Below are 24,940 nucleotides of genomic sequence, written 5' to 3'. Positions count from 1 at the left end.
CCTCAAATCCGATACGAGTCTGCATAATAGGTCCCTAAAATACGCAAATCTTCAGAAAAAAACCTAAGCTCTTCTAATGCTGCCTGCATGCTTGGTGATTGAAAGTGGGCTTCTACATCCACATAAAACTGAGTCGCTGTAAACTGGCCATCTAGCATATAGCTTTCCAGCTTCAACATATTGATTCCGTATGTCGCAAACCCTCCCATAGCCTTATAAAGCGCTGCAGGAATGTTACGAACTTTGAACATAAAGGAGGTGATGTAGCGCTGTCCCTCCTCGTAAACGGGCATTTTTTGCTGTTTTGAAAACACCAAAAACCGTGTGGTGTTACCCGCCACATCATTAAAATGTTCTTTGAGGATGGTTAGCCCATAGAGCTCTGCTGCAAGTGATGAGGATATCACTGCTAAACCCTGCTCTTGAGACTGGGCCAATAATTTGGCTGCTCCCGCTGTGTCATACATGGCCACAGGGGTAGCATTCAGCAATTGGATATTATTGGAACATTGAGCCAAGGCTTGGGGGTGACTGCCAATACGCTCAATAGCGTCTAATGACAAGCCAGAAGTACCGATGAGGCAGTGGTTAACCGGCTCGAAATGCTCTTTCACCACATACAGTTCGGTGCCCTTGAGCTCCCGGTAGATTTCTTCCACTCGCCCTGCTGTCGAGTTTTCCACCGGTATCATGGCATAATGGGCAACGCCTTCTTCGACTTTTTTAAGGGCTTGGGTGAAACTGGCGCAATGGATCATATGCCAATCTGGAAAGCAGTGTTTACACGCCAAATGGGAATAAGCCCCAGGCTCTCCTTGATAGGCTACCACTTGATCCACATTCAAAATATTATAAGAGTCGCTCATCCTACCGCCACCTGAGATTAAGACCGAAGAAACAGTACCAAATTTATGCACGTTTCAACACAAAATTGACAATAAAAGTAATGATCCCACCTATATGAAGCAGACATCGAGACGTATTTTTATAAAATTGGTTAAGGGTTACCAGTATTTGATAAGTCCAATACTGGGTAATAACTGTCGTTACTACCCCACCTGCTCGGCATACATGATAGAGGCAATCGAGCGATTCGGTATCATTAGAGGCACATGGATGGGATTAAAAAGGCTGTCTCGTTGCCACCCATTCCATGAGGGAGGCATTGATCTAGTGCCCGAAAAGAAGTCCAAGCACTCTAATCAATGTGGTTGTGGCACTAAATCAACTGAAGATTCAGATCGCTGACAACGAGTACTGCTTGGGTACGGTTATTGATTTGTAGCTTTCTAAAAATAGCCGTTATGTGGGCCTTAACCGTCGCTTCGGAGATGTTCAGTTCGTAGGCAATCTGCTTGTTTAATAAACCTTCATGCAGATAACACAAAACCTTGTATTGCTGCGGTGTCAATTCAGCCACTCGGCGCTGCATATCTAGATTAGGAGCAGGAAGGTTATCTAGCTGCTCCGACATGCCATCCGGCAACCAAAGATCTCCTTCTAAAATAGAGGATATGGCTTGAGCATACACCTTGGGTTCACAGGTTTTCGGGATAAAACCCAGGGCGCCCGCCTCGATAACATTGGCAACAACGGCAATCTCTTCACTGCCTGAAATAACGGCGATCGGAACATCTGGGAAATCTGACCGAATACGTATTAAGCCATAAAGATCCCCTGCCCCAGGCATATTAAGATCTAAAAGAAGCAAATCCACATCAGGATTCGCTTTTAAAGCACCTAATGTGGATTCTAGATCTTGTGACTCCTGAATCTCTACGTCACCAATTTGATCTCGTAGCGCACCCGTCAGTGCGCTACGAAACAGTGGATGGTCATCCGCGATAAGAAGTGAAATCACTCGCTTTCCTTAACAAAGACATATGGTTTAGCTATTTAACCTATTATCGATTAAATCATCAACCACACTTGGGTCTGCTAAGGTACTTGTGTCACCTAATTGGTCGTGTTCGTTGGCAGCAATCTTGCGCAAAATTCGACGCATGATTTTACCGGAACGAGTTTTAGGTAGGCCAGTAGTCGCCCAATGTACAAGATCTGGAGTCGCGATAGGACCGACTTCTTGGCGCACCATCATCTTGACAGATTTTGTCAGCTCTTCATCCGGTTCTACACCAGCATTCGGAATAATGTACACATAGATACCCTGACCCTTCAGGTCATGGGGGTAACCCACCACTGCGGCTTCTGCCACAGCTGGATGCGCCACCAAGGCACTTTCAATTTCTGCCGTGCCTAGACGGTGACCCGAAACGTTCAGTACATCGTCCATTCGTCCGGTAATCCAGTAGGCACCGTCCGCATCACGTCGAGCACCGTCTCCGGTGAAGTATTTGCCTTCAAACGTACTGAAGTAGGTCTGCTCAAAACGCTCATGATCACCATAAACGGTACGGGATTGGCCTGGCCAAGAATCTAGGATAACCAAGCCTCCTTCCACTTCTACACCCATTTCAGTGATTTCATTGCCCTCTGCATCAACCAATGCAGGTTGCACCCCATACAAAGGAGACGTACAAGAACCTGGCTTAGGATTGGTTTCCGTTACTCGAGGGGTCATCATCAAACCACCGGTTTCAGTCTGCCACCAAGTATCCACAATCGGGCATTTACCGTTACCAATATTTTTGTGGTACCACACCCAGGCTTCTGGGTTGATTGGTTCACCCACACTGCCCAGCACGCGCAGAGAATCACGGGAGCTGGTCGCCATGGGTTCATCGCCCTTAGCCATCAAGGCACGAATGGCCGTTGGTGCCGTATACAGTTGGGTCACTTTAAATTTGTCGACCACTCGTCCAATACGTCCAGAATCAGGGTACGTTGGCACCCCTTCAAACAGTACACTGGTCACGCCATTTGCCAGAGGCCCGTAGACCATGTAGCTGTGACCGGTAATCCAACCCACATCTGCCGCACACCAGTAAATGTCATCAGGCTTGATATCAAATACAAGGTCATGAGTCAGCGAGGCATACACTAAGTAACCACCCGTTGTATGCACAACACCTTTTGGCTTACCTGTCGAACCAGAAGTGTAAAGGATGAACAATGGATCTTCCGCGTTCATAGCCTCTGGTGCCGCCTCGGTGCCTTCTTGTGCAGCAAGTTCAGCCCAATCCAAATCTCGACCTTCGACCCAGTTCACATCCGCTTTGGTGTAGCGGTAAACGATGACGTTTTCTACTGATGGACACGCATTATTTTCAAGGGCCTTATCGACATTGTTTTTAAGAGGGACGGTGTTACCCGCACGCTTACCCTGATCAGCGGTCAAAACCACTTTCACTGAACAGTCGTTGAGTCGATCAGCAATCGCTGAAGCAGAGAAGCCTCCAAAGATAACGCTGTGGATCGCGCCGATACGAGCACACGCTAACATAGCGTAAGCTGCCTGTGGGATCATCGGCATATAGATGGCAACACGATCACCTTTTTGGACCCCTTGCTTACGTAATAGGTTGGCAAGTCGCCCTACTTCATCGTGCAGAGTTTGATAGGTGACAATACTGTCTTCGCCTTCCACGTCCCCTTCAACATAGAATGCGACTTTATCGGCTTTTTCAGGTAAATGGCGGTCAATACAATTGTAAGCGGCGTTTAACTCACCGTCTTCGAACCATTTAATACTCACATTGCCACGGGCAAAGCTGGTATTTTTAACCTTTGTATAAGGCTTGATCCAATCGATTCGCTGGCCTTCTTTACGCCAAAACTCTTCTGGATTAGAAATGGATTCTTGGTAGCGTTGTTCGAATTCTGCTTGGCTAACATTCGCATTGGAATAAGTGTAATCCATCTGCTCTGTGTAGGAAGATTGTGACATGACTGGCTCCATTGTTATTTTTAATCGGATGCTTTAATCCACTATAAGCCATGAACAATTGTAGGCTATCCCACTTTAGTCTAACGCATGTCACCACATGATCTGTTAGTTCGGGTCAGCTTCTTTAAATTGTCCGGCATAAACAAAAAATGGCAGTTTCACATTTTGCTTTTTCTGAGGGTTTTGCCAAACCTCAGCCACGGCAGACTCTGCCTGTAAAATCCGTTCATCCCCATGGTTTTCCACCATAATTTGTGCCGCGGACCAAGTGCGCATAAAAGCAAATGCCTGAGACATGGTCCAACGGCATTTAAGATCAAACTCAGGGGTTTCTATTGTTTCAAACGGGAATTCAATCGCACGATATTGCTCCCGCAATAACGCAGTTTTCTCAGGCCAGTGAGGTTTAAGAATTGATAAAATATGTTGCCTGACCGCTGTATCTAATTCCGATTCAAACTGAGCCCAGTTGTATCCCCAGATAAAGACTTTACCCCCCGGTTTTAATACCCGTTTTACCTCAACCCAAAAGGCGTCTAACTCAAACCAATGAAGCGCATGGGCAACACATACGGCATCAAAATGATTATCTGGAAAGTGGGTCGACTCAGCAGGTTGCACTGTGTAATTCACATGCCGGTGAGGCGTGGCTTTTGCGATCTGAGCTTCTGAAATATCCGTTGCTTCAACCTGGGAAAAATAGGCAGCAAGATCAATAGAAGCCTGTCCTGTGCCACAGGCACAATCCCATACTCTTTGCGTATTAGGCACCTGACGGCTCAACCAAAAATACAACTCCGCTGGATAAGTTGGTCGAACTCTTGAGTAGATGGCTGAAGTAGACGTATCGAACGTGCGCATAGGTTAGGACTCAGACAACAGGTTTAAGGGGAGTTAAGCAATAATATTATAGTTATAAAGTATTTTTCTGGCGCACTCGACACCTTTCACTTGCTCTCCATGCATTCCCAATTTTCGTGCACTTTCTATGTTCAGCCAATTATCATCGAGAAACAAAATACGTTCTGGCGCAACGCCGAGATCATCGATAACGCGATGAAATATCTTGTCATCAGGTTTCACATGGCCTTCTTGGTTGGAAGCAAAATAACTGTGAAACTGCCCCGCTAATCCCATCTCATCTAATATACGTCCCCAATGGGCATCATTAGTATTGGAAAGCACGGCTTTATGATAGACCGGTGGTATTTGATGCAAGAGTTCTTTAGCACCATCAAATAAGCCAACCGGCCAATCAATAAACGCCTGAATAAACTCTTTAGAAGATCGATCACTTTGCATTTCTTCTAATAAGCCCTCTGCAAACTGCTCTAAAGAGATTAACCCGCGGTCAAAGGCTTTCACTGCGGGAGAATGTAACCACTTTTCCCACATAACAGACTCGTCTTTTGCATTCACCTGAAAAATAGAGCTAAAGCGTTCACTTCCGCCCAAATCGACCAATACATTACCAAGGTCAAATAACACAACATCTATAGTGCCCAAATAAACTCCTTACAGAACAACTAGGTAATATGGATTACAAATAATCACTTAGCGCCACTAGATAAACATTTACTTTGATTAAAGTTTTAGTAAACAATGTCGACATAACATGAGGGATTAACATTTTACACAGGAAACGCTATGAGAAACTCACTTAAATACATGGCTATTTCTACACTGGTTCTGAGTACACCTTTTTGCGTTGCTGAAACAGCAACTCAGACAGCCAGTGTTACCGTACAGAATGCCATTACCATTACCCCTGGCGACATTCTTGATTTCGGCACAGTCTACGCTTTAGCAGATACATCTGGCACCACAGTTGCCACTTTAACCATACCTTCCGATGGCGGTACTTCAACATTCACAGCCACCACTCCCTCGACTGCAAACCTAGTCGAAATCGCTGCGGGGGCTCCAGCAACGTTTACTGTATCCGGAGTAGCCCCTAATACAAATCTAACGCTCAACTTACCAACTTCGGCCATCACCTTGTCAGGCTCTAACTCCGCCACTTTCACAGTTGACTCATTTGAAGCAACTGTCACGACCAGCACAGCGACCGCTTACACTAGTGGTTCACCGAATTTAGCGACAGACTCTACGGGCAATGCGACTTTTGCTGTAGGCGCCACATTAAGCACAACTAACGTAGCGGCTTATACTGATGAAACCTACAGCGGCACTTTTTCTGTGGAAGTAGTTTATTAAGTCTAACGAATGTTGTTGTTGAGAATACCAACCGGCGCAGCACGAGCCATAACCTGGTTCGCCGCTGTGTCGTGTGGAAACACATTCGCCGATATCACCCAGTTAACGCCATTATCGTTTGGTACCGTTGCTGTCTCCGATAACACTGCAGTGCAGACCATTAACGTTACAACCTCAGGGCGAGCATATTACTCTAGCTATGTGCACCCTATTGAAGACGCCCAGCGGGGTGTTTATTTGCTTTCTAACTTTCCTACGAATCAGGTCTTATCGGTTACAACACAAGTCATTTCATCTACTTCAACTAGCAGCCAAGCCTCGACCGAGCAATTCTCCCTAACCAATGTGAACACCACAACCTATATCACCACCGATGCATCAGGTGAAGCGACTATCTACGTGGGAGGCACCTTAAGCACGTCGGGCAGTGGCTCTTCAGCCTTTAGCAACACGCAATACACCGCCCAATTTCAAATAACGGTCAATTATTAATTATGCTCCAATCTCTTTTTTTTCATATCAAAACAGCCGCATTGGTTTTGCTACTTGGTCTATCCGTTGCCCCTAGCTTTGCAGACATACTTATCTCCCCAACCCGTATTACACTGGATGAACGTAACCGGTCCGCCGCAATTACCCTGATCAATCCTGGCAATGAAACTCGTGCCTATAGGATCGGATGGAAGCAACTCATTGCCCTACCCCAGGGTGGGTATCGGGAGCTGACTGAACAAGAAAAACAGCAGTTTTCTTCCATTGAGCGCATTATTCGCGTCAGTCCAAAGCAGGTTACCCTTCAACCCGGCCAACGCCAAACCGTAAAACTATTGTTACGAAAACAACAAGGAATGATGGATGGAGAGTACCGCTCACATTTAACGCTCACAGCCCTACCCCCTTTAGAGAAGAAGGCCGCCCCCAAGCAGCAAGGCCCCAGTTTCCAACTTAACATGCTGACAAGTTACACCTTGCCGATCCTATACCGAGAGGGCAAATTATCGGTAAACCCGAGCATCACTAATCTTTCTTTAGTTACCCAAAAAGATTCAGGCATCACTTACATCAAGGTGGCATTTACCCATAGGGATAAATTTAGTTCCCATGGTCGCTTGATTGCCCTATGGCAACCGAAAGGTGGCAGCCAAAGACAGGTGGGCATTCTTAATGGTTACAACCTATACCCAGAAACCCCAAACGCTCAGATCCAGTTTCCTTGGGAGTCATTCAAGCTTGAGCCAGGTACTCTTACTGTCAGGTTTGAGGGACAACAGGAGTTCTCGGGGCAAGTCTTTAGCACTAAAACACTCACCATCACTCCCCAGATGATTAGGTCAGTCCAATAACCTATGCTACGCCTTTGGAGTCTAATTTTACTATTTTTGCCAACCCTTGGGGTTGCTGCATCCCCCCTTGAGCAATTACGTGACAAATATCGCGAGATTGATGCAGGTAGAGTGGAACTCCCTAGCGTTACAACCCCCATTGCTCCTTTGACAGCAGACCCATCATTGGCATTTGTTCGCATACCCGATGGTGAAGAACTGATCCTAAACTTGACCTATCAAAAACACAGTCTGGGGGATATTTTTGCCATTAAAACCTCCGATGGCGCGCAAATCAGTCTGACTGACTTTACTCGGGCGTTGGATTTCCCAATAGACGTTAATATTGCCCAAGCTAACGCTCAAGGCTGGGCTAGATCTCCAGAGTTTAAGTTTTCTCTAAGTACTCAAGAGGACGATCAAAGTTGGAGCATAGTGTCTGGCACCGAAAAAATGACCGCAACACAAGCAGATATCACCCTAGACGGCGATATTTATGTGGATACCCAGTTGTTAGAAAACTGGTTCGACCTAGCACTGATTGTGAATTACCAGGATTTATCTGTGTCAGTCGTACCAAATACTCCCATTCCCCTAGCTGGAAAATTGGCTCGGCAGGGCCGCTTCGATAGCTTACAAGTATTTAGTAATGAGCCTAAGTACCCACTGCAAGAATACGGCTACTCTCCCATCAGCAGGCCTGTGCTCGATATTCAGTTTCGCGCCAGCACAGCTGAAAACAGCCCCGATTCCCATTCCATGTCAGTCTTAGGCGCTAATGATTTGGCGTATTTTAATACTCAGTACTACTTCACCACTGATGCTGAAAATGACTTAGGGGATGCACGACTATCAGCCTCCCGCTACTCACTCGAAGGGGAATTGCTAGGACCTTTAAGTGCCACAGAAGTACAATTTGGTGATATTCGTGCCACTCGGATTAGCCCGCTCAATGCCGACCCTATTTCCCGAGGGGCGCGAATTAGCAACAGCCCCCTAACCTACCAAGGGGGTAACAGCATTGACCTTACCGGTGATATTCAGCCTGGATGGGATGTGGAGATCTATCGCAACAAGTTACTGGTGGCCAGCCAGATAAATGTTCAGGACGGTCATTACTTTTTCCCCAGTCTACCGCTGGTATTCGGAAACAACGAAATTGAAGTGGTCTTTTATGGCCCTCAAGGGCAAATTGAACGGGATTTTAGAAGCTATTACGTCAGCACCACCAGCAGTGAACAAGGTGAGTTCCGATACGATATTTCTGTCGTAGATGAAGGCTCTCGACTGCTAGATAAATACATTGAAAACACCGATGAAAAACGAGATAGGCTTCTGAGTGCGAAACTTTCTTACGGTCTAACGGATTGGTTCAACCTATATGGCGGCATCAAGCAATACAACAACTCAGAGTTCTCTAATCTGGATGAAACCTCCTTTGGATCCGAGCTGGCATTGTTTGGCAAAGCCTTGTTATCGATTGATTTATTGGACCAAGAAAATGACCAGCACCGTCGCCTGTATCAATTGGATACCCTATTAAGCGGACAATCCGTCAGCTTAATCAATCGTGAGAGTCGCGTTTACGATAGCGAAAACATGGTATGGAATGACTTTAAGTCCCAAGAAGCGCGGATAACCGGAGCACTGTCAAATATTGGCTTATCCTATCAGCAATCAGTCGAATACCTTCAAAATAACGACCAAAACTATTATCGATTAACTAATCAATTAGGTACTCAACTGGGCCGCAGCTACCTCAGCAACCGTTTGGTATGGCTCAGTAATAACGACAACTTAACCACTGGGGATATGCAACTGCAGCGCTACCTAAATGGTTATTTTTGGCGCATAGGCAATCGTTATACCGCCCACCCTGACACAGAAATAGACAGCCTCTACACAGAACTAAGTGGCGACCTCTCTGAGGATACCAGCGGTCGAATCGGCTACACCCGAGATTTTAACAATGATAACAACATCACCAACCTGTCTTTTAGCTGGCGCCCTAATGAATTCAGCCTAACATCTCGACTGGACTTTAATGACAACAGAGGCTGGTCTGCGGGACTATTAGGGCAGATCAGTATTGGAAGCACTTCTAATAGAGTATTCGCTTCAAATCAAACCCTCGTCAATCAAGGCAGTATCTCTGCTTTTGTTTACCATGATCGTAATAATAATGGTGTCTTTGATGGCTCAGATTCGCCGCTACCTGGTGTCGAAGTATTTAGCACTCCGTCCATCAAACAAGCCACTACAGATGGGTCAGGCGTTGCCATATTACCGTCCTTAGCAGCCTTCAAACAAACCGATATTGATATTAACGAAACAACCTTACCAGACCCCTATATGATCCAGCGAAACTCAGGAGTCTCGGTACGCCCCTCTCCGGGAGCCATACAAAGACTGGAAATTCCTATTGTCGTATCCGTTGAAATAGAGGGAACGGTAAGAGAACTCAAAGAAGCAAATACCTCCTCCCCTTTAGCCTATGTACCTATTGAAGTCATTGATCAGTTCGGCATCACCATCAAAGAGTTGCTATCAGAGTTTGATGGCTACTATCTGATCAACAACCTGCCACCTGGAAATTATAGCATTCGAGTAAAACAAGCTTACCTCATTGAGAATGACTGGCTCACACCGAGTCCTGTCACCATCGATGGCACCAGTAAAGACGTCATTAGTGGTCAAGATATCATCCTACGTAAGGCGTTTAATCAACCTGGTTACAGTGCATCACTGGGTGAATTCTCATCAATTGAGACGCTCAACAGTTACTGGAAAGTACTCAATCAAAAATTCCCGAAGCTGCAAAACTTCGAACATTTTTATGCCCATTCGAACGGACAATACACCTTGTATGCAGCCTTTAATAAAGACCGACAATCAGCCGACAGAGTTTGCGAGATAGTTAATCCAGCCAACTGCTCTGTGAAGAGAATAAGACGGCGCTAACGCACCGCCCTGTGTTTACAAACTTAGGAAGGGGTCGCCTTTGTAACGGGTCACTAAGCAGTCCTGCTGCATTTGTTTCAGCATATTGCAAAAGTCGTCACCATAGGCTTTTTTCAAGAAAGGACCCACAATAAGCTGATAATAGGTTTTACCCTTCACCTCAGATCGGTGTATTAAAGGAGCCGTATCAACAAATTCTTCTGGGTACATGCGACTCATTTTGCGCCAGCCCTGGCGGGCAAGAGTTTCGTTGGCATAGGCCGCTAACTGAACACCAAAATATGGGAAGTCACGGTTCTTTTCTTCCTCCCCATAGAAACTCGCCGTCACAGCATCTTTTGGCGGCGCTTGCTTAAATGGCGATATGTTCGATGGCTCCGGAGTCGCCATGGGATCAGGCTCTTTAGCTTGGCTTGAGCCATTACCATTTGGCATATCTGCCAGTGCAGCACTTGGCAACACAGGTGCTGACGAGGTGTTTTCACCTTCCATATCGTCAGAAGCAACCACCGGCGCCTGCTGGGTCAAGCTGTCTTGTGACTCAGGTACGGGCTCCAAAGATTCCACTATCAATTTGAGGTCTGCCTCAAGCGCCAGCACTCGCTCAAGTTGGGGCTTCATGGCCTCCCACTCCTGTTGCTGCGCTTGCAAAGCGGACTGTAGCTGGGCATTGCTCATCACATCTGGATCTTGCTTTTGCGACGCGCACCCCACCATGACCACACAACCAGTAAGAGCCAATAATTGAAATCGTTTCATATAAATACTCCCAATTGACAGGCCCATATTACGATAAAAGAAAGGCGTTTGTCCCATGCACCAATGCTGCATAGCGAGCTGCCTTTCCAATTAAAATCAAAATGGCAGAGTTTAATAGGGGTAACTTGGCAACACCCGCCGCAAGGCAAAGGGCATCTCCAATAATCGGTAGCCAGCTTAACAATAAGCTCCATTGCCCGAACCTCGTAAAGGTGCTTTGAACCCGCTCAAGCCCTGTTTGATTGACCGGAAACCAGCGCCGATCCTGATATTGAAGTAGATAACGCCCCAACCACCAATTGGTCAAGCCGCCTAAAGTATTGCCGACTGTTGCGGTAAAGAGTGCCAACACACTGGCGTCTGGATGCGCCGCAACCAAGGCCAATAAAATGACTTCGGAGCCCCCTGGGAGCAGTGTTGCGGCGAAAAAAGAAGTGAAAAAAAGCCCGACAAGTTCAGGCATTAAGTCGATCATAGAAACAAAGTCCCCTAGGAGACTTATTTCACAACCTCTGGATTTAGCGGCTCTTTATCTTTTGGAGAGATATCCCCAGAGCCTAAAATAAGCTTAGCCATGACCCATGCTGAGGCATAGCAAATGTAACCTGAGAACACGATATCACTTAAGAAGTGCCCTCCTTGTAACACTCGTATCCCACCTACAAACAAGCCCATGAACAGTCCAAACGTCAGCCACATCCGACTTTGGAGCACCCAGCCTAACGCAATGAAAGCAAACCCCATGGCCGCATGACCACTGACAAAAGAGCAATTACGTTCGCATTGATCAGATATAACCCAAGCAGGGGTAAAAGCTTTATCACCGCCTAACTCAACCACATGACGAGGGCGAGCCCGATCCCAGTTATCCTTAAAGCCAGTATGAACAATAATACCTGGGCCGATTAATAGAAATGCGAGCATAAAATACCACTTACGGCGATTTCGCTTATTCCAATCCGGTGCTGCTTTAAACAACGTCATAATCGATAACCACAGAAGTACAGGCACGATCACAGCGGGCATTTCTTTAAACAACCAATAAATAAATTTAACGAAAGGAACATCGTTAGCAGGGAAGCTGCCCGTAACAGGGTTATAAAACCACGAAGAAACGACAACATCGATATTTGGCCAGCCAAGGAAAATGATCAAACAAATAATGAAACTGATGGAGGCATAGCCAAATGGAAAAGGAATCTTCATATCTATTTTTCTGAAATTAACAGCTTTGTTTTTGGTACTCGAGTTTTAAACAGCATTGGAACTAGGTCATCCATTACCAAAACGCTGATTACTCGATCCAGTGTAAACCAAATTACCCCGGATTGGATATAAAAAATCGCCATTAGTTCCACACACTGTTCACATTTGGAAATTAGAGTAGACTCATAGTTCTGGCCGCTGAAAGATCGTAGGACAAATCCTATCCGGTGAGAACTAAGGCCTTAAACTTGCATGTGAACTCTATTACTCATTTTAAAAGGGACCTTTTACATGGCGCTTGATATTCCTAGCGAACTCGACTCCCTCTATCAACACATAGATAAGGTAATTCTTTCCCGCCAGCACCCAGTGACGGGGCTTTTTCCTGCGAGCACCAGTATCAATACCCACGGGGACTACACGGATGCATGGGTACGAGACAACGTCTACTCTATACAAGCTGTCTGGGCTCTTTCTCTCGCTTACAAACGAGCATCAAATCCTGGCAAACGGGCCCATAAGCTAGAGTACGCCTGCATCAAAATGATGCGAGGACTATTGTTTGCCATGATGCGCCAATCCCATAAAGTAGAGCGCTTCAAACAAACCCTTGATCCTAAAGATTCTCTACACGCTAAATATGACACCAAAACAGGCCTTGAAGTGGTCGCCGATGACGCCTGGGGCCATCTGCAAATCGACGCGACTAGCTTATACCTGCTCACCCTTGCCCAAATGACAAAATCAGGCAGCAAGCTCATTTACTCAGAAGACGAAATGAACTTCATTCAAAACCTGATCTACTACATTTCACGGACTTACCGCACGCCAGACTTTGGTATTTGGGAACGGGGTAACAAGGTCAACAATGGTAAAGCAGAAATCAACGCTAGCTCCGTGGGCATGGCGAAAGCCGCACTGGAAGCATTAGACGGCCTAAACCTATTTGGTGCGGATGGCCCTGAGTGGGCTGTGGTGCACTCCTTCGCGGATGCGGTTACTCGAGCAGGTTCCGCTCTAGAGGCCTTATTACCCAAAGAATCCCGATCGAAAGAAGTGGATGCAGCCCTACTAAGCATTATCGGCTTCCCCGCTTTTGCTGTGAATGACGAAAAACTAAAACGCCGTACTCGCCAAGAGATATTAGACAAACTTGGGGGAAATTATGGCTGTAAACGCTTCTTATTAGATGGTCACCAAACCGTGCTAGAAGACCACAGCCGTATCTATTACGAATACGACGAGCTGATTAATTTTGAGCACATAGAGTCCGAATGGCCCCTATTCTTCACTTACTTGTACATTGATCGATTGTTCGCACGGGATTGGGAAAGCGCTAACTATTATCGCTACAAGCTAGAGACCCTCATGGTTGAACGTGATGGAGAAATGCTGCTTCCTGAGCTTTATTACGTAGAAGAAGCCAATATCCTTGCGGAAAAAGCCAACCCAGGCTCACAACCTCGAGTCGCCAACGACAACCTTCCCCTTGTTTGGGCTCAAAGTCTCTACTTGGTCGGACGAATGCTCGATGACGAACTCATTACCACTGACGACCTCGACCCCCTTGGTCTCCATCGTAAGCAGCACAACCGCAAAAACGTCAATATTTCCATGGTTGTGCTCGCTAAAAACAACAAAATAAAGCAACAGCTTCTAGATGCAGGCTGTCTGTGCCAAACCGTTGATGAAATCAGTCCGATTCAAACCATCAGCTCAGAACAATTGATCAAACTCTATGTGAACGTCGGAGCCTCAAAGGGATTAGGCCTAAGTGGTCGCCCCACCCGTGCACTGCATACCTTAGCCATTGCCCAGCCCTACGTGGTGAATGATCAACGTTGCCTCTGCTTAGCCTGGTTCCAAAATGAAGACAGAGATTATCGCAAAACTGATCCCGCTCTGTTTGAGCAGCACATACGTAATGAGCTGTCGATTCTCTCTGAGTACTGGTATTACCCTGGGAATGCGGTATTCGCCATTCTAATTGATGAAGCTTTGGCGGAAATGGAAGGTGCGAGCCACCTTTTCGAATTCATAAAAAAATTGCAGAATCGAGAGTTTAGCGAATTTCGTGTGATCCCTCAGTCAGCCAAAAATGCTTTCAAATCGGGAAGCCGCCGTTACATGAGATTCGAGATGCCCCATGGCAGTGAGCTAGGGGCTCGGTTACCTGTCTACGAGTCTCCATGGCCACTGGGCATGGATCAAGAGGCAACACTGACTGAGATTCCTACACTGTCTACAGACCAACTGGTCGACGCACTAGCCAACCGTCCATCCTTGAAAGATGCTACGGAGATTTTACTAGAACTAGGGCATCGTAATGAGCTAGATAAAAGCGTCGTACAAGACGAAATTCACACCACTGTTCGATCCATTTTGTACTCTGTATACACCAATGCTTTGATCCATCGAAGCTGGCAGTGCGTGCGTAAACTATTCTCCTTGATGATCCATCCCACCACGGATATGGCAACCCATATTGCAGAAATCACGGTGCGTCAGCGTGTTCTCATCATTGGAGAAAACTCAAAAAACCAATCCAGTATTACGGCCCCATTGAATCGAGAAGAAGTCTTTGACCTATTCAAGAAACACGCAGTGGATGGCCTCACAAACGTGGTGTATCACGAACTATTAGCCATCACCGGAACCCTACTCAAGATCCACCCTGAATACTTCAGCGGTGTGCGGACGATTCGCCTACAGAACCTTGCTTACCTGTGTGCGTATCAGCTCAATGAAGAGGTAGAGCAGAACACTCCAGACATTATGAACACACTGTCTAATTGTTCACCCATGGCCTTGTACGAGACCTTATGTGATGTGTTGATTAAAAAACATAAAGAGTACACCCACGTGGTAGCCAGTGTGCGATATCACCAACGGGTAGACAGTGCAGAAGGCAAAGCCAAAGACATAGACTGGTTCGAGTGGCGTACAGGCCAAGGTCTGATCACGAAAATGCCTGAGGAAATGCTGCTAAAACTGTGGGACAGCTTAAGTCAAACCGGCCGTATCGTTTTCGGCGATCTGCAGAGTAATACGGTGTTAGAAAGCAAGGCCACCCTTAGCTCTATGACGCCAGGGGAAGACACTTTTGCCTTATTAATAGAATCCCTGACCTCAGACATCACCCCAAGTTGGTATAAGTGCCTAATATTTGAAGGCTTGTATGCCTTTATCCAGTTCTGCGAGCAACACCCAGAAGGAAACTTTATAGATGAGGTGAATTTACCCGTTTTAGTTTCCAAAGCGGCATTGGATCATGTACAACAGTATAAGAACGATCATCCTGAGGTGAGCGATTATGACATGGCATTGGATGAGTTCGCCCAATTGACGCCTAACAAGGTGAATCACTACCTAAGTTGGGCAGTGACAAAATTGCATAGCCAGCAGCACACCTCACCTAAAAAATAATATTGGTTGGAGAAGTTAATGGATCTTCTGAACGACGTTGTAAACGCTCGCTGTTCCGACCCTTTCAAATGCTTAGGCGTTAAGCCTAATGCTAAAGGCAAAGGTAAAACACTTACTGTTTGGCGCCCGGAAGCTCGCCTCATAGAAGTACTTAAAATCGATTCAGACACCCTTATCGGTGAGATGGAGGAAACCACCCTAAAAGGTGTGTTCGAACTCCCTTGGCCAAACACACTCGAGACAGAACATTATCGTTTGAGGATCACTTATCCCGACAGTAGCTTTACCATAGTCGATCCTTATCAGTTTCCTTCGACCACCTTCAACGATCCCGAATATCACAGCGCCACGTTATACAAAAAAGAGGGCGCTATCCCAGCTTCTGCTGAAGTCACCCAAGAACTGCATATTGATGGCACACGCTTTGGCGTCTACGCCCCTGCGGCCCGCTCGGTAGCAGTGGTAGGCGACTTCAACGGCTGGGATGGTCGCATACATCCTATGTCCAGTAATGGGGATGGCGTTTGGCGACTCTTTATTCCAGATGTAAAGCCCGGCGCTCGCTACAAGTTCGAAATCCGGGCCGCGAATGGTGACATCCTGCCCCACCGAACCGATCCATTTGCCCAGTACATCGAGCAGTTCCCATCATTTGCCAGTGTCGTCTGCAAACCAAACAGCTATTCTTGGCAAGATAAGCAATGGACAGAGCGACCTATCGAAGACACCTACGAAACCCCAATGAGCATTTATGAGATACATCTTGGCTCTTGGCGTAAACACATGGATGGTACGTCGTTAAGCTACACGGAACACACTCAGCAACTGGTCGACTACGTGGTTGAGATGGGCTATACCCATGTTGAAATGCTACCCGTTATGGAACACCCATTTGATGGCTCATGGGGTTACCAGCCGGTTGGATTGTTTGCTCCAACCTCCCGCTACGGCACAGTAGATGAATTCAAAGCCTTGGTGGATGCACTCCACCAAGCAGGTGTTGGCGTGATTATGGATTGGGTGCCCGCCCACTTCCCCACCGATGGTCATGGCCTTGGCAACTTCGATGGTTCCAAACAATACGAATACCCAGACCCTAAGAAAGGCTGGCATACGGAGTGGAACTCCCTGATTTACGATTTTGGCAAAGAGCATGTCATTGATTACTTAATCAGTAACGCGAATTTCTGGCTGGAAGAATTCCACATTGATGGACTGCGAGTCGACGCGGTCGCCTCTATGTTGTACCTAGATTACTCTCGCAAAGACGGAGAATGGGTGCCAAACGTAGACGGCGGCAACCAAAACTACGAAGCGATTGCCTTTTTACGCCGCCTCAACGAAACCGTCTACCTCAACCATCCCCGCTGCTTCACCATTGCCGAAGAGTCCACGGCTTTCCCTGGCGTGTCCAAACCGACCTACATGAATGGTCTCGGCTTTGGCTTTAAGTGGAACATGGGCTGGATGAATGACTCCTTAGAGTACATCAGCAAAGACCCCATCTACCGCCAGTACCACCAAGGAGAGCTGACGTTCTCCATGGTTTACGCCTACGATGAACAATTCATTTTGCCTATTTCCCACGATGAAGTGGTACATGGGAAAGGCTCAATGATTGCTAAAATGCCGGGGGATGCTTGGCAGAAGTTTGCTAACTTGCGTGCTTTTACCAGCTACATGTACTTCCACCCGGGTAAGAAGCTTAATTTTATGGGCAACGAGCTGGCCCAGGGTATGGAATGGAGTCATGAACGCTCTCTGGATTGGCATCTGCTTGATGTGGACTTCCACAAAGGCCAACAGCAACTGACGAAAACCTTGAACCACCTCTACAAGGACGAGCCAGCCCTCCATCTTGACCATTCCCCTAGTGGCTTTGAGTGGATCAGCTTAGACGATTCTGCTAATTCAATATTAGCCTTCATTCGTAAAGCGAAAGGCTCTTGTGAACACATTATTGTGGTAGTGAACTTCACCCCGACACCACAGGAAAACTACTGTATTGGAACCCCTATGGCAGGTCGTTATGAGTGCATCTTTAACTCTGATGATGAAGCATACACAGGCAGCAACTACCCAGTGGCAGCGTCATACAACACTCAGAACACCCCAAGTCATGGACGTGACCAAAGCCTGACTTTGCAAGTTCCGCCCTTGGCGGCCGTTGCTTTTAAATGGGTCGAGTAACACAAACGCGTTAATCATATATTGGAGAACACCATGACACGGGAATGGCAAACCACATCAGGAACCCCCTTACCGCTAGGCGCAACGGTGACGGCTAACGGTGTGAACTTTGCCGTGTTCTCCGAATACTCAAGCCAGCTTTATCTGTGTCTTTTTGACCAGGAAGGTGTCGAAATTAGCCGCTTGCCTTTTACCCACAAGTCTCGCGGCATCTGGCATATGGAAGTCATGGACGTGCACGAAGGCCAGCAATATGGTCTACGTGCAAGTGGCCCATTTGAGCCAGACAAGATGCACTTATTTAACGAGAGCAAACTGCTCATTGACCCTTACGCAAAATCTCTGAGTGATCGTTTGGTATTCCATCCAGACCAAGTCACCTTTGATGCATCAGGCGGTGCGGATCACAAAGACTCCGCCCATTGTGTCCCCAAGTCCATTGTCCGCTCAGTGCCACCCAAAGCACACAACAAGCCCTCGCGCCCCAAGGCATCGGCCCGTAGCCTATACGAAATGCACATCAAAGGCTTCACCCAGCAACTAGAGATTGATCCTGTACTACAAGGCACCTATTTAGGGGTCTGCAGTGACCTTGCCATCAAGCATCTTAAAGAACTTGGCATTAGTACCATTCAACTTATGCCCTGTTTTGCTTTTGCCGACGAAGTCCATCTGCTCGATAAAGAGCTCAATAACTACTGGGGCTACAACCCAATCAATTTCTTTACCCCTGATGATCGCTACGCTATTGAAGACCCGGTCACGGAATGTCAAACCATGATTGCCACCCTCCATGAGGCGGGGTTCGAAGTCATTATAGACGTGGTATATAACCACACGGCAGAAAGTGAACTGGATCATGGCACGACCTGCTACCGAGGGTTAGACAATGCGCTCTATTATCGCCATGAGGGGGGCAAATATCTTAATTACACAGGCTGTGGTAATTGTGTGGACACCTATCAGCCTTCTACCATTCGACTAGTCTGCGACAGTATGCGCTATTGGGTCGAAATCATGGGAGTGGACGGTTTTCGCTTTGACCTTGGGGTCGACTTAGGACGAGAAGATCATGACTTCTCACCAAAAGCTCCCCTGCTGCAAGCCATTTTGCAAGACCCTATCCTGAGCACCACCACACTGGTTATGGAGCCTTGGGACATTGGTCCTGGTGGCTATCAAGTGGGGCAGTTCCCCCGTAGTTTTATTGAATGTAATGATAAATATCGTGACACGGTGCGGCGCTTTTGGCGAGGTGACGCCACCGTAGTGCCAGAATTCGCCACCCGCATCATGGGCTCCAGAGACCTATTTCACAAAGGCTACAAATGCGCCCTACACTCAGTGAATTATGTCACCTACCACGATGGCTATACGCTACATGATCTGGTGTCTTATCATCGCCGACACAATCTAGCCAACCATGAAAACAACCGAGACGGCCATACGGATAACATCAGTCAAAACTTCGGCATCGAAGGAGAAACCCAAGATCCAAGAGTTTTAAAAGACCGTCTGACTCAGCAAAAATGCTTTATTGCAACTCTCCTACTTAGCCAAGGGACACCGCACTTTTTAGGGGGCGACGAACTCTCCCATACCCAACAGGGCAACAATAATGCCTATTGCCAAGACAATAAAATTACTTGGTTAGATTGGTCCCCGACCTCCGCCAGCCAAGAGTTAACAAACACCGTTAAATCATTACTGGCAATCCGTAAGCAATATCCTATCTTGGCAGAGGCCATTCTGCCGGATGATGGCTTGTATCAACACCAAATTTCAGATGAGGTCACCTGGTACAACGAGTTTGGCAAAACCATGACAGGAGCAGACTGGGAGGATGCGGAAAGAGACTATCTATCCCTAGTGCTATATAACAACCAATCAAACGAAGCACTCTGGCTCGTCTTCTATCGAGAGGATTTTGAGCTCCAGATTGAATGCCCTCAACCGTATACCTTGGATACCCTGTTATATTCCACTGGAGAGCAAACTTTAACAGGTCAAAATATTACTTTAGACACTCGCTCAGTGCTGCTATTTAAGCTAAAGTCAAACACTGAATAACGTGTTCTAAAGGCAGCAATAGTGGTAGTAAGGACACATTTAAAATAGGAACAGGTTTGTGGCAGAAGTAAGCGTCCCCGATTTTAAAAATTTAGATAAAGCCAACGAAAAGCAAAGCGACAAAAAATCCAGCAAACGCGTTCTAATCATCGAAGACATCGGTGAAATGCGCCTTATGCTCAAGTCTCTTATGACCAGTTTAGGTTACTCTAAAATAGATATTGAGCCCTCTGGACAAGCAGGACTTAAACGGATTCTCAGCGGTCGTTATGACATCGTTCTATCTGATTACAATCTTGGTGGCAGCGTAGATGGCCAACAGATACTTGAAACCACACGCAAAACTTACTCCCTAGACCATTCAACCATTTTTATGATGATTACCGCTGACACCGCTTATGAAGCAGTGGTCAGTGTTCTCGAATACCAGCCGGATAGCTATCTGGTGAAGCCCTTTCCACCTGAAGCTTTTATGCGTCGTTTAGGGCGTGTGATCCAGCAAAAGAAATCCTTCGAAAAGCTCAATCAAGCACGCATGAAAGAAGACTGGGACGAGGTGATTGTCCAAGCAAAAGAAGTCATGACCGTCCATAAGCCCTATGGCAGCTTGTGCCTCAAAGCTATCGGTGAAGCCCTATACGCTAAAGGGGAATACAAGGCGGCTAAAACCCACTATATGCTCATCACCCAGAAGCACAAAAATTTAGCTTGGGCATACTTTGGTATTGCCCAATGTGAAATGGCTTTGGGCGCCTTTGCAGGGGCAGCTAAAAATCTAGAAACCACGGTAAACCTTAGCCGACATTTTTTATCTGCCTATGATCTCTTAGCGGACGCCTATGAGGAACTCAACCAACTGAGTGATGCTCAACAAGCCCTACGAACGGTGCTTGAAGTCTCTCCACGGTCTCCTGAACGCAGTAAGCGCTTAGGGGATATCAGCGCCAAGCTAAAAGATTGGTATACCGCGGAGCAAGCTTATTCACGAGTGATACGTTTAAGTCGGGAAACCGCTGAAGAACATGTAGAGATGTATTATGATCACCTACAATCCATTACCAACCTGATCGCATCCGGAGACGAAAGTAAAACTCTTAATGAGAAGTTCAAACGCTCTCTTATTCGTCTTCGTATTATTGGCAAAGCCAGCCCCACCGCCGTAACTAACTCGTTCCGCATTGAAGTACAACAATACGTCACCCGCAATCACCTTGGGGAAGCGGTCAAAACTTGGAAAAACTGGCACAGACTGATCCAAGAAGGTCGTGCCTCACCTCTAACACAAGCCCAAGAAATGACATTAAAGAAAAAACTCGGGCTTCTTTAATTAGAATGAATTCATGCAAAATGCTCAACACCCTTATGGGGCTTTGACACCAGATACCGTAATTGATGCGGTGGAATCTGTCGGCCTCTTTTCAGACTTTCGTCAATACCCCCTAAACAGCTACGAAAACCGCGTTTATCAAGTAGGTATTGAAGACAGTGCCCCCTTGATTGTGAAGTTTTATCGGCCAAACCGCTGGACCTCTGAACAGATCCAAGAAGAACATGATGTGCTGTTAATGCTAAAAGACCAAGGGGTATCTGTTGCGGCACCTTTGTCTTTCCATGGACAAACCTTGTTTGAACACAAAGGCTTCTTTTTCTCCTTAACGGAAAAACAACGGGGCACACCACTAGAAGCGGGTGATCTGGACCAGCTCTTTGCTATTGGCGAGCTAATTGGCGAATTGCATCACGCCACCGAATCCTGGCAAACCCAGCACCGTCCTAATATTCAAGCCTCAGGACACATCCAGCAATCCAGTGAGTTCATCCTACACAGCGGCTTTTTACCCAAAAAGCTCACCAGTGGTTATCAAAGCTTGATTCAGGAAGTACTGACGTTAACGACCAAAACCCAGCAAAACAGCCCTGCCAAGGTTCGCTTTATTCATGGAGATTGCCATCGTAGCAACCTATTGAATACGGACAATGGCTTAGTACTGTTAGATTTTGATGATTGCCGTATGGGCATGGCGGTACAAGACCTGTGGCTGCATGTATCGGATTCCGATGCCAAACAGCAGCAACTGAGTGAATTGATTGAAGGTTACGAAAGCCATCATTCGTTTGATACCAGAGAATTGGATCTAATTGACGTTTTTATGGCTGAGCGCCACATCGCCTATAGCGCATGGATCGCCGAACGCTGGGCTGACCCTGCCTTTCCTACCATCTTCCCGCACTTTACCGGGGAAGACTTTTGGCGACAGCATGTTGGTGATTTAGAAGAAATGGTTCGACAATGGGGAAAATGGCGCTAATCAGCGCCATGAGACACACGAATCTCAATCAAATTATTATCTGGATCATTAATAAACAGCGAATGCAGTCCTGCTTCAGGGGTCGATTCATCTAGGATAATGATTGATTCTTTTGCCAGATGGGTGCGAATCTGGTCAAGACTCCAATCACTAGTGAAACAAAAGCTTCCTGCACCTTCTAGTGCATGATGGCGAATCTCTTGTCCTAATACTTGAAAATAAATGGTTTGAGTACCACAAGCCACCGCTTGCCCAGAACTCACAGCAGGCAGCCCTAGCACGCGCTGATAAAATGATACAGCACGTTCCACATCTAATACCGTCAACACAAGATGCTCAAAGCGATTAATCACAATGCTACCCTCAACGTCGATCACGGCATGCAATCACTTCGATTGCATCACATCCTTAAACAAGGTTTGTAACGACTGCTTCCCAGACACCAACTGGTCTTTTTTTACACGGGAAAGCTGCTTAATCCGATACTCCACCTGCATGGCCATACGTTTGTCCAATACAGATTCTGACCAAACCAATTGTAGGGGCCCTTTGCCTTTTAGATAGCGAGCCCCTTTGACTTTACCCTGCGTATGCTCATCAAAACGGCGCGTCAAATCCGTGGTAACCCCAGTGTAAAGGGTATTAAGTCGAGTTTTAATGATGTACACGAACCAAGGTGTTGCCGTCATACTCACAGTTCAATCAGGAATTTCGAATCTGATTAGTCTCGCATCTCACGAAGTGTTTTTCTACACACATCGATCAGGAAATTCCCCCCATTCGCTTTACGCGTTTCCGCCTGTCTTGATGACTCGCAAATGCCCACATCTTTTAACGTCTCGTCAGAACAATGGCGCAGCTGTTGGCGGGTTTTAAACTGTCTCGCACTCTCTTTTATGGAATGGATCAAAGCAATCACTATCATAGGTCACCTCCGTGACAACGTTTTCTAAGCCTGACCATAGAATAGCCATTGCCTGATATCCGCTGCAGACCCAGACAGATACGATTTTTTCCATACAGAAAACCCTAATCACATCTGTATTGTCGAAAAAAGCCCATTCTGTATGGAATAAATCCCCAAGTGACTGCCTATAATGGCGTATTAGCACCAAGATTAGGGGGAATTCATGAGTCTGTATGGGGAATTAGCTAACCGTTTGCGGGAACACATTGAGCATGGGTTTTATAAGCGTGGAGACAAGCTCCCCTCTGTAAGACAGCTTGCAACGGAACACGGGGTCAGCATTTCAACCGTACAAGAAGCCTATCGTGTTCTTGAAATGGAACGCCTGGTAGAAGCTCGCCCCAAATCTGGCTATTTTGTTCCTCGAGAATCCACTAACGATCGCCTACCGGAAACTTCCAGACCGCCCCAACGTCCACTGGAAGTGTCCCAATGGGAGCAAGTGCTAAACCTGTTGTCTAACCGACCAGCAAACACACGTATCCAGCTGCAGCACGCTGCACCCGTGATGATCGGCAACACTATAAAACCCTTGCTTAAATCACTATCTGAGCTGCACCGATCACGCCCTGAATGGGGACTAGGATACGGTGACATACGAGGTCATATTGATTTACGGGAGCAACTGTCTCGCTTAGCGGTATCGTCAGGCTGCCAATTACACCCAGACGACCTAGTGGTCACTTCCGGCTGTCAGGAAGCCTTATCTGTCTGCCTTAGAGCCGTAACGGAACCGGGAGACATAATCGCCATAGAATCCCCCTGTTTCTATGGTGCTATGCAAGCCATCAAGGCTGCCAACTTAAAAGCGCTCGAGATTCCCACTCACCCAGAGCACGGCATCAGCCTTGAAGCCTTAGAATTGGCCTTGGATCAATGGCCAATCAAAGCCATATTAGTCACGCCAACCGCCAATAACCCCCTTGGCTTCGTGATGCCTGAAGACAAAAAGCAGGCCCTTTACAAGTTAGCGCAACAGTACGATATCGCCATCATAGAAGACGACATTTACGGTGATCTGACCTACGAATTTCCTCGTCCCCGTTCCATAAAAGCATTCGACAATGATGGGCGGGTATTACTCTGCTCCTCATTCTCCAAAACTGTCGCACCAGGGATGCGGGTAGGCTGGATCGCAGCTGGACGCTATCGAGACAGAGTCACCCACATCAAATATGTTAGCAGCTCCATGTGCCCTACCTTGTCCCAGCTGGCGTTAGCAAAATTCATGCGTCAAGGTGGCTACGATCGCCATATTCGCAAGATGCGTACACTCTATGCGGACAGTCGCGATCATTTATTGGAGGCTATCCAGCGCCACTTACCCAGCAGCACTCGGGTGACTCGCCCCGCTGGAGGCTTTGTCCTCTGGGTCGAATTTGCACCCGAAATCGACACGGTAGCACTGACTGAAAAAGCGCAAAATAAAGGGGTGGCCATTGCTTCAGGGGCACTATTCTCCGCCACAGGTAAATACCGAAGTTGCTGTCGTTTGAACTATTCAGACCAAACACCAGTCCTAAGGGAAGAAGGCATTAAAATACTGGCTGAACTGATACGTACTGAGTATCCGGGCGCCTATTCATAAGCCACTGTAAATATTGTGCAAATAATATAGGCTATTGTCTTAGCTACTTAATTTTGGGCGGTTTCTCAGTACACTGCC

General features: G+C 46.8%; 22 protein-coding genes. 11 read left to right on the top strand and 11 right to left on the bottom strand.

Annotated elements, in window-relative coordinates; translation table 11 throughout:
- Positions 1-2: 2 nt before the first annotated feature.
- On the bottom strand, positions 3-866 hold the full coding sequence (locus ACZ5DR_RS10910; protein WP_377369243.1) for a prephenate dehydratase: 864 nt from the start codon (positions 864-866) through the stop codon (positions 3-5).
- A gap of 94 nt (positions 867-960) precedes the next feature.
- On the opposite strand from ACZ5DR_RS10910, the gene yidD reads away from it, so the two are divergent.
- Entirely contained in the window at positions 961-1,248 is a 288-nt protein-coding gene (gene yidD / locus ACZ5DR_RS10905; RefSeq protein ID WP_377369241.1) for a membrane protein insertion efficiency factor YidD, read from the top strand.
- Here the strand turns inward: yidD and ACZ5DR_RS10900 are convergent.
- From ACZ5DR_RS10900 to ACZ5DR_RS10885, 4 genes are all read right to left on the bottom strand, one after another.
- Positions 1,220-1,861, bottom strand: coding sequence for a LuxR C-terminal-related transcriptional regulator (locus ACZ5DR_RS10900; protein ID WP_377369240.1), 642 nt, complete (start codon positions 1,859-1,861; stop codon positions 1,220-1,222). The genes yidD and ACZ5DR_RS10900 overlap by 29 nt on opposite strands.
- 27 nt (positions 1,862-1,888) lie before the next feature.
- On the bottom strand, positions 1,889-3,847 hold the full coding sequence (acs, locus tag ACZ5DR_RS10895) for an acetate--CoA ligase (protein ID WP_377369238.1): 1,959 nt from the start codon (positions 3,845-3,847) through the stop codon (positions 1,889-1,891).
- Between the two features lie 105 nt (positions 3,848-3,952).
- Positions 3,953-4,708: a class I SAM-dependent methyltransferase gene (locus ACZ5DR_RS10890; RefSeq protein ID WP_377369236.1), complete on the bottom strand. Its 756-nt coding sequence runs from the start codon at positions 4,706-4,708 to the stop codon at positions 3,953-3,955.
- Between the two features lie 33 nt (positions 4,709-4,741).
- Positions 4,742-5,353 (bottom strand): HAD family hydrolase, encoded by a 612-nt coding sequence (locus tag ACZ5DR_RS10885; protein ID WP_377369234.1) that lies wholly within the window; start codon positions 5,351-5,353, stop codon positions 4,742-4,744.
- 141 nt (positions 5,354-5,494) lie between these two features.
- On the opposite strand from ACZ5DR_RS10885, the gene ACZ5DR_RS10880 reads away from it, so the two are divergent.
- From ACZ5DR_RS10880 to ACZ5DR_RS10865, 4 genes are all read left to right on the top strand, one after another.
- Positions 5,495-6,064, top strand: a complete 570-nt coding sequence (locus ACZ5DR_RS10880) for a DUF4402 domain-containing protein (RefSeq protein ID WP_377369233.1) — start codon at positions 5,495-5,497, stop codon at positions 6,062-6,064.
- A gap of 66 nt (positions 6,065-6,130) precedes the next feature.
- Positions 6,131-6,556: a DUF4402 domain-containing protein gene (locus ACZ5DR_RS10875; RefSeq protein WP_377369231.1), complete on the top strand. Its 426-nt coding sequence runs from the start codon at positions 6,131-6,133 to the stop codon at positions 6,554-6,556.
- Between the two features lie 2 nt (positions 6,557-6,558).
- Positions 6,559-7,407 carry a fimbrial biogenesis chaperone gene (locus tag ACZ5DR_RS10870; protein WP_377369229.1) on the top strand — a complete coding sequence of 283 codons (849 nt, stop codon included), beginning with the start codon at positions 6,559-6,561 and terminating at the stop codon, positions 7,405-7,407.
- A gap of 3 nt (positions 7,408-7,410) precedes the next feature.
- Positions 7,411-10,347, top strand: coding sequence for a hypothetical protein (locus ACZ5DR_RS10865; protein WP_377369227.1), 2,937 nt, complete (start codon positions 7,411-7,413; stop codon positions 10,345-10,347).
- 15 nt (positions 10,348-10,362) lie between these two features.
- Here ACZ5DR_RS10865 and ACZ5DR_RS10860 read toward each other — a convergent pair whose 3' ends face one another.
- The 3 genes from ACZ5DR_RS10860 to ACZ5DR_RS10850 are packed head-to-tail and all read right to left on the bottom strand — an operon-like array spanning position 10,363 to position 12,312.
- Positions 10,363-11,106 (bottom strand): SPOR domain-containing protein, encoded by a 744-nt coding sequence (locus ACZ5DR_RS10860; RefSeq protein ID WP_377369225.1) that lies wholly within the window; start codon positions 11,104-11,106, stop codon positions 10,363-10,365.
- 28 nt (positions 11,107-11,134) lie between these two features.
- Positions 11,135-11,581: a YqaA family protein gene (locus tag ACZ5DR_RS10855; RefSeq protein ID WP_377369223.1), complete on the bottom strand. Its 447-nt coding sequence runs from the start codon at positions 11,579-11,581 to the stop codon at positions 11,135-11,137.
- A gap of 23 nt (positions 11,582-11,604) precedes the next feature.
- Positions 11,605-12,312, bottom strand: coding sequence for a phosphatase PAP2 family protein (locus ACZ5DR_RS10850; RefSeq protein WP_377369221.1), 708 nt, complete (start codon positions 12,310-12,312; stop codon positions 11,605-11,607).
- A gap of 291 nt (positions 12,313-12,603) precedes the next feature.
- Between ACZ5DR_RS10850 and ACZ5DR_RS10845 the strand changes: the two genes are divergently transcribed.
- Genes ACZ5DR_RS10845 through ACZ5DR_RS10825 form a run of 5 tightly spaced genes read left to right on the top strand, consistent with a single transcriptional unit; the run spans position 12,604 to position 22,307 of the window.
- On the top strand, positions 12,604-15,738 hold the full coding sequence (locus ACZ5DR_RS10845; RefSeq protein WP_377369219.1) for a phosphorylase b kinase regulatory subunit alpha/beta: 3,135 nt from the start codon (positions 12,604-12,606) through the stop codon (positions 15,736-15,738).
- An 18-nt stretch (positions 15,739-15,756) separates the two neighbouring features.
- Positions 15,757-17,928 carry a 1,4-alpha-glucan branching protein GlgB gene (gene glgB, locus ACZ5DR_RS10840; RefSeq protein WP_377369218.1) on the top strand — a complete coding sequence of 724 codons (2,172 nt, stop codon included), beginning with the start codon at positions 15,757-15,759 and terminating at the stop codon, positions 17,926-17,928.
- Positions 17,929-17,961: 33 nt separating this feature from the next.
- Positions 17,962-19,998, top strand: coding sequence for a glycogen debranching protein GlgX (gene glgX, locus ACZ5DR_RS10835; protein WP_377369216.1), 2,037 nt, complete (start codon positions 17,962-17,964; stop codon positions 19,996-19,998).
- 58 nt (positions 19,999-20,056) lie between these two features.
- Positions 20,057-21,325 (top strand): response regulator, encoded by a 1,269-nt coding sequence (locus ACZ5DR_RS10830; RefSeq protein ID WP_377369214.1) that lies wholly within the window; start codon positions 20,057-20,059, stop codon positions 21,323-21,325.
- 13 nt (positions 21,326-21,338) lie between these two features.
- Positions 21,339-22,307: a serine/threonine protein kinase gene (locus ACZ5DR_RS10825; protein ID WP_377369212.1), complete on the top strand. Its 969-nt coding sequence runs from the start codon at positions 21,339-21,341 to the stop codon at positions 22,305-22,307.
- Here ACZ5DR_RS10825 and ACZ5DR_RS10820 read toward each other — a convergent pair.
- The 3 genes from ACZ5DR_RS10820 to ACZ5DR_RS10810 are packed head-to-tail and all read right to left on the bottom strand — an operon-like array spanning position 22,304 to position 23,232.
- The gene (locus ACZ5DR_RS10820) at positions 22,304-22,684 is read right to left on the bottom strand and encodes a VOC family protein (RefSeq protein ID WP_377369210.1); all 381 of its coding nucleotides are present in this window, start codon (positions 22,682-22,684) and stop codon (positions 22,304-22,306) included. The genes ACZ5DR_RS10825 and ACZ5DR_RS10820 overlap by 4 nt on opposite strands.
- A 9-nt stretch (positions 22,685-22,693) precedes the next feature.
- Positions 22,694-22,996, bottom strand: a complete 303-nt coding sequence (locus ACZ5DR_RS10815) for a GIY-YIG nuclease family protein (protein WP_377369208.1) — start codon at positions 22,994-22,996, stop codon at positions 22,694-22,696.
- Positions 22,997-23,028: 32 nt separating this feature from the next.
- Entirely contained in the window at positions 23,029-23,232 is a 204-nt protein-coding gene (locus ACZ5DR_RS10810) for a YjiS-like domain-containing protein (protein ID WP_377369206.1), read from the bottom strand.
- A 205-nt stretch (positions 23,233-23,437) separates the two neighbouring features.
- Between ACZ5DR_RS10810 and ACZ5DR_RS10805 the strand changes: the two genes are divergently transcribed.
- Positions 23,438-24,862 carry an aminotransferase-like domain-containing protein gene (locus ACZ5DR_RS10805; RefSeq protein ID WP_377369204.1) on the top strand — a complete coding sequence of 475 codons (1,425 nt, stop codon included), beginning with the start codon at positions 23,438-23,440 and terminating at the stop codon, positions 24,860-24,862.
- Positions 24,863-24,940 lie beyond the last annotated feature (78 nt).

The organism is Marinomonas vaga (assembly GCF_055388305.1).
Note: the sequence above shows the minus strand (reverse complement) of the source record. Positions and strands in the feature narration are given on the sequence as shown.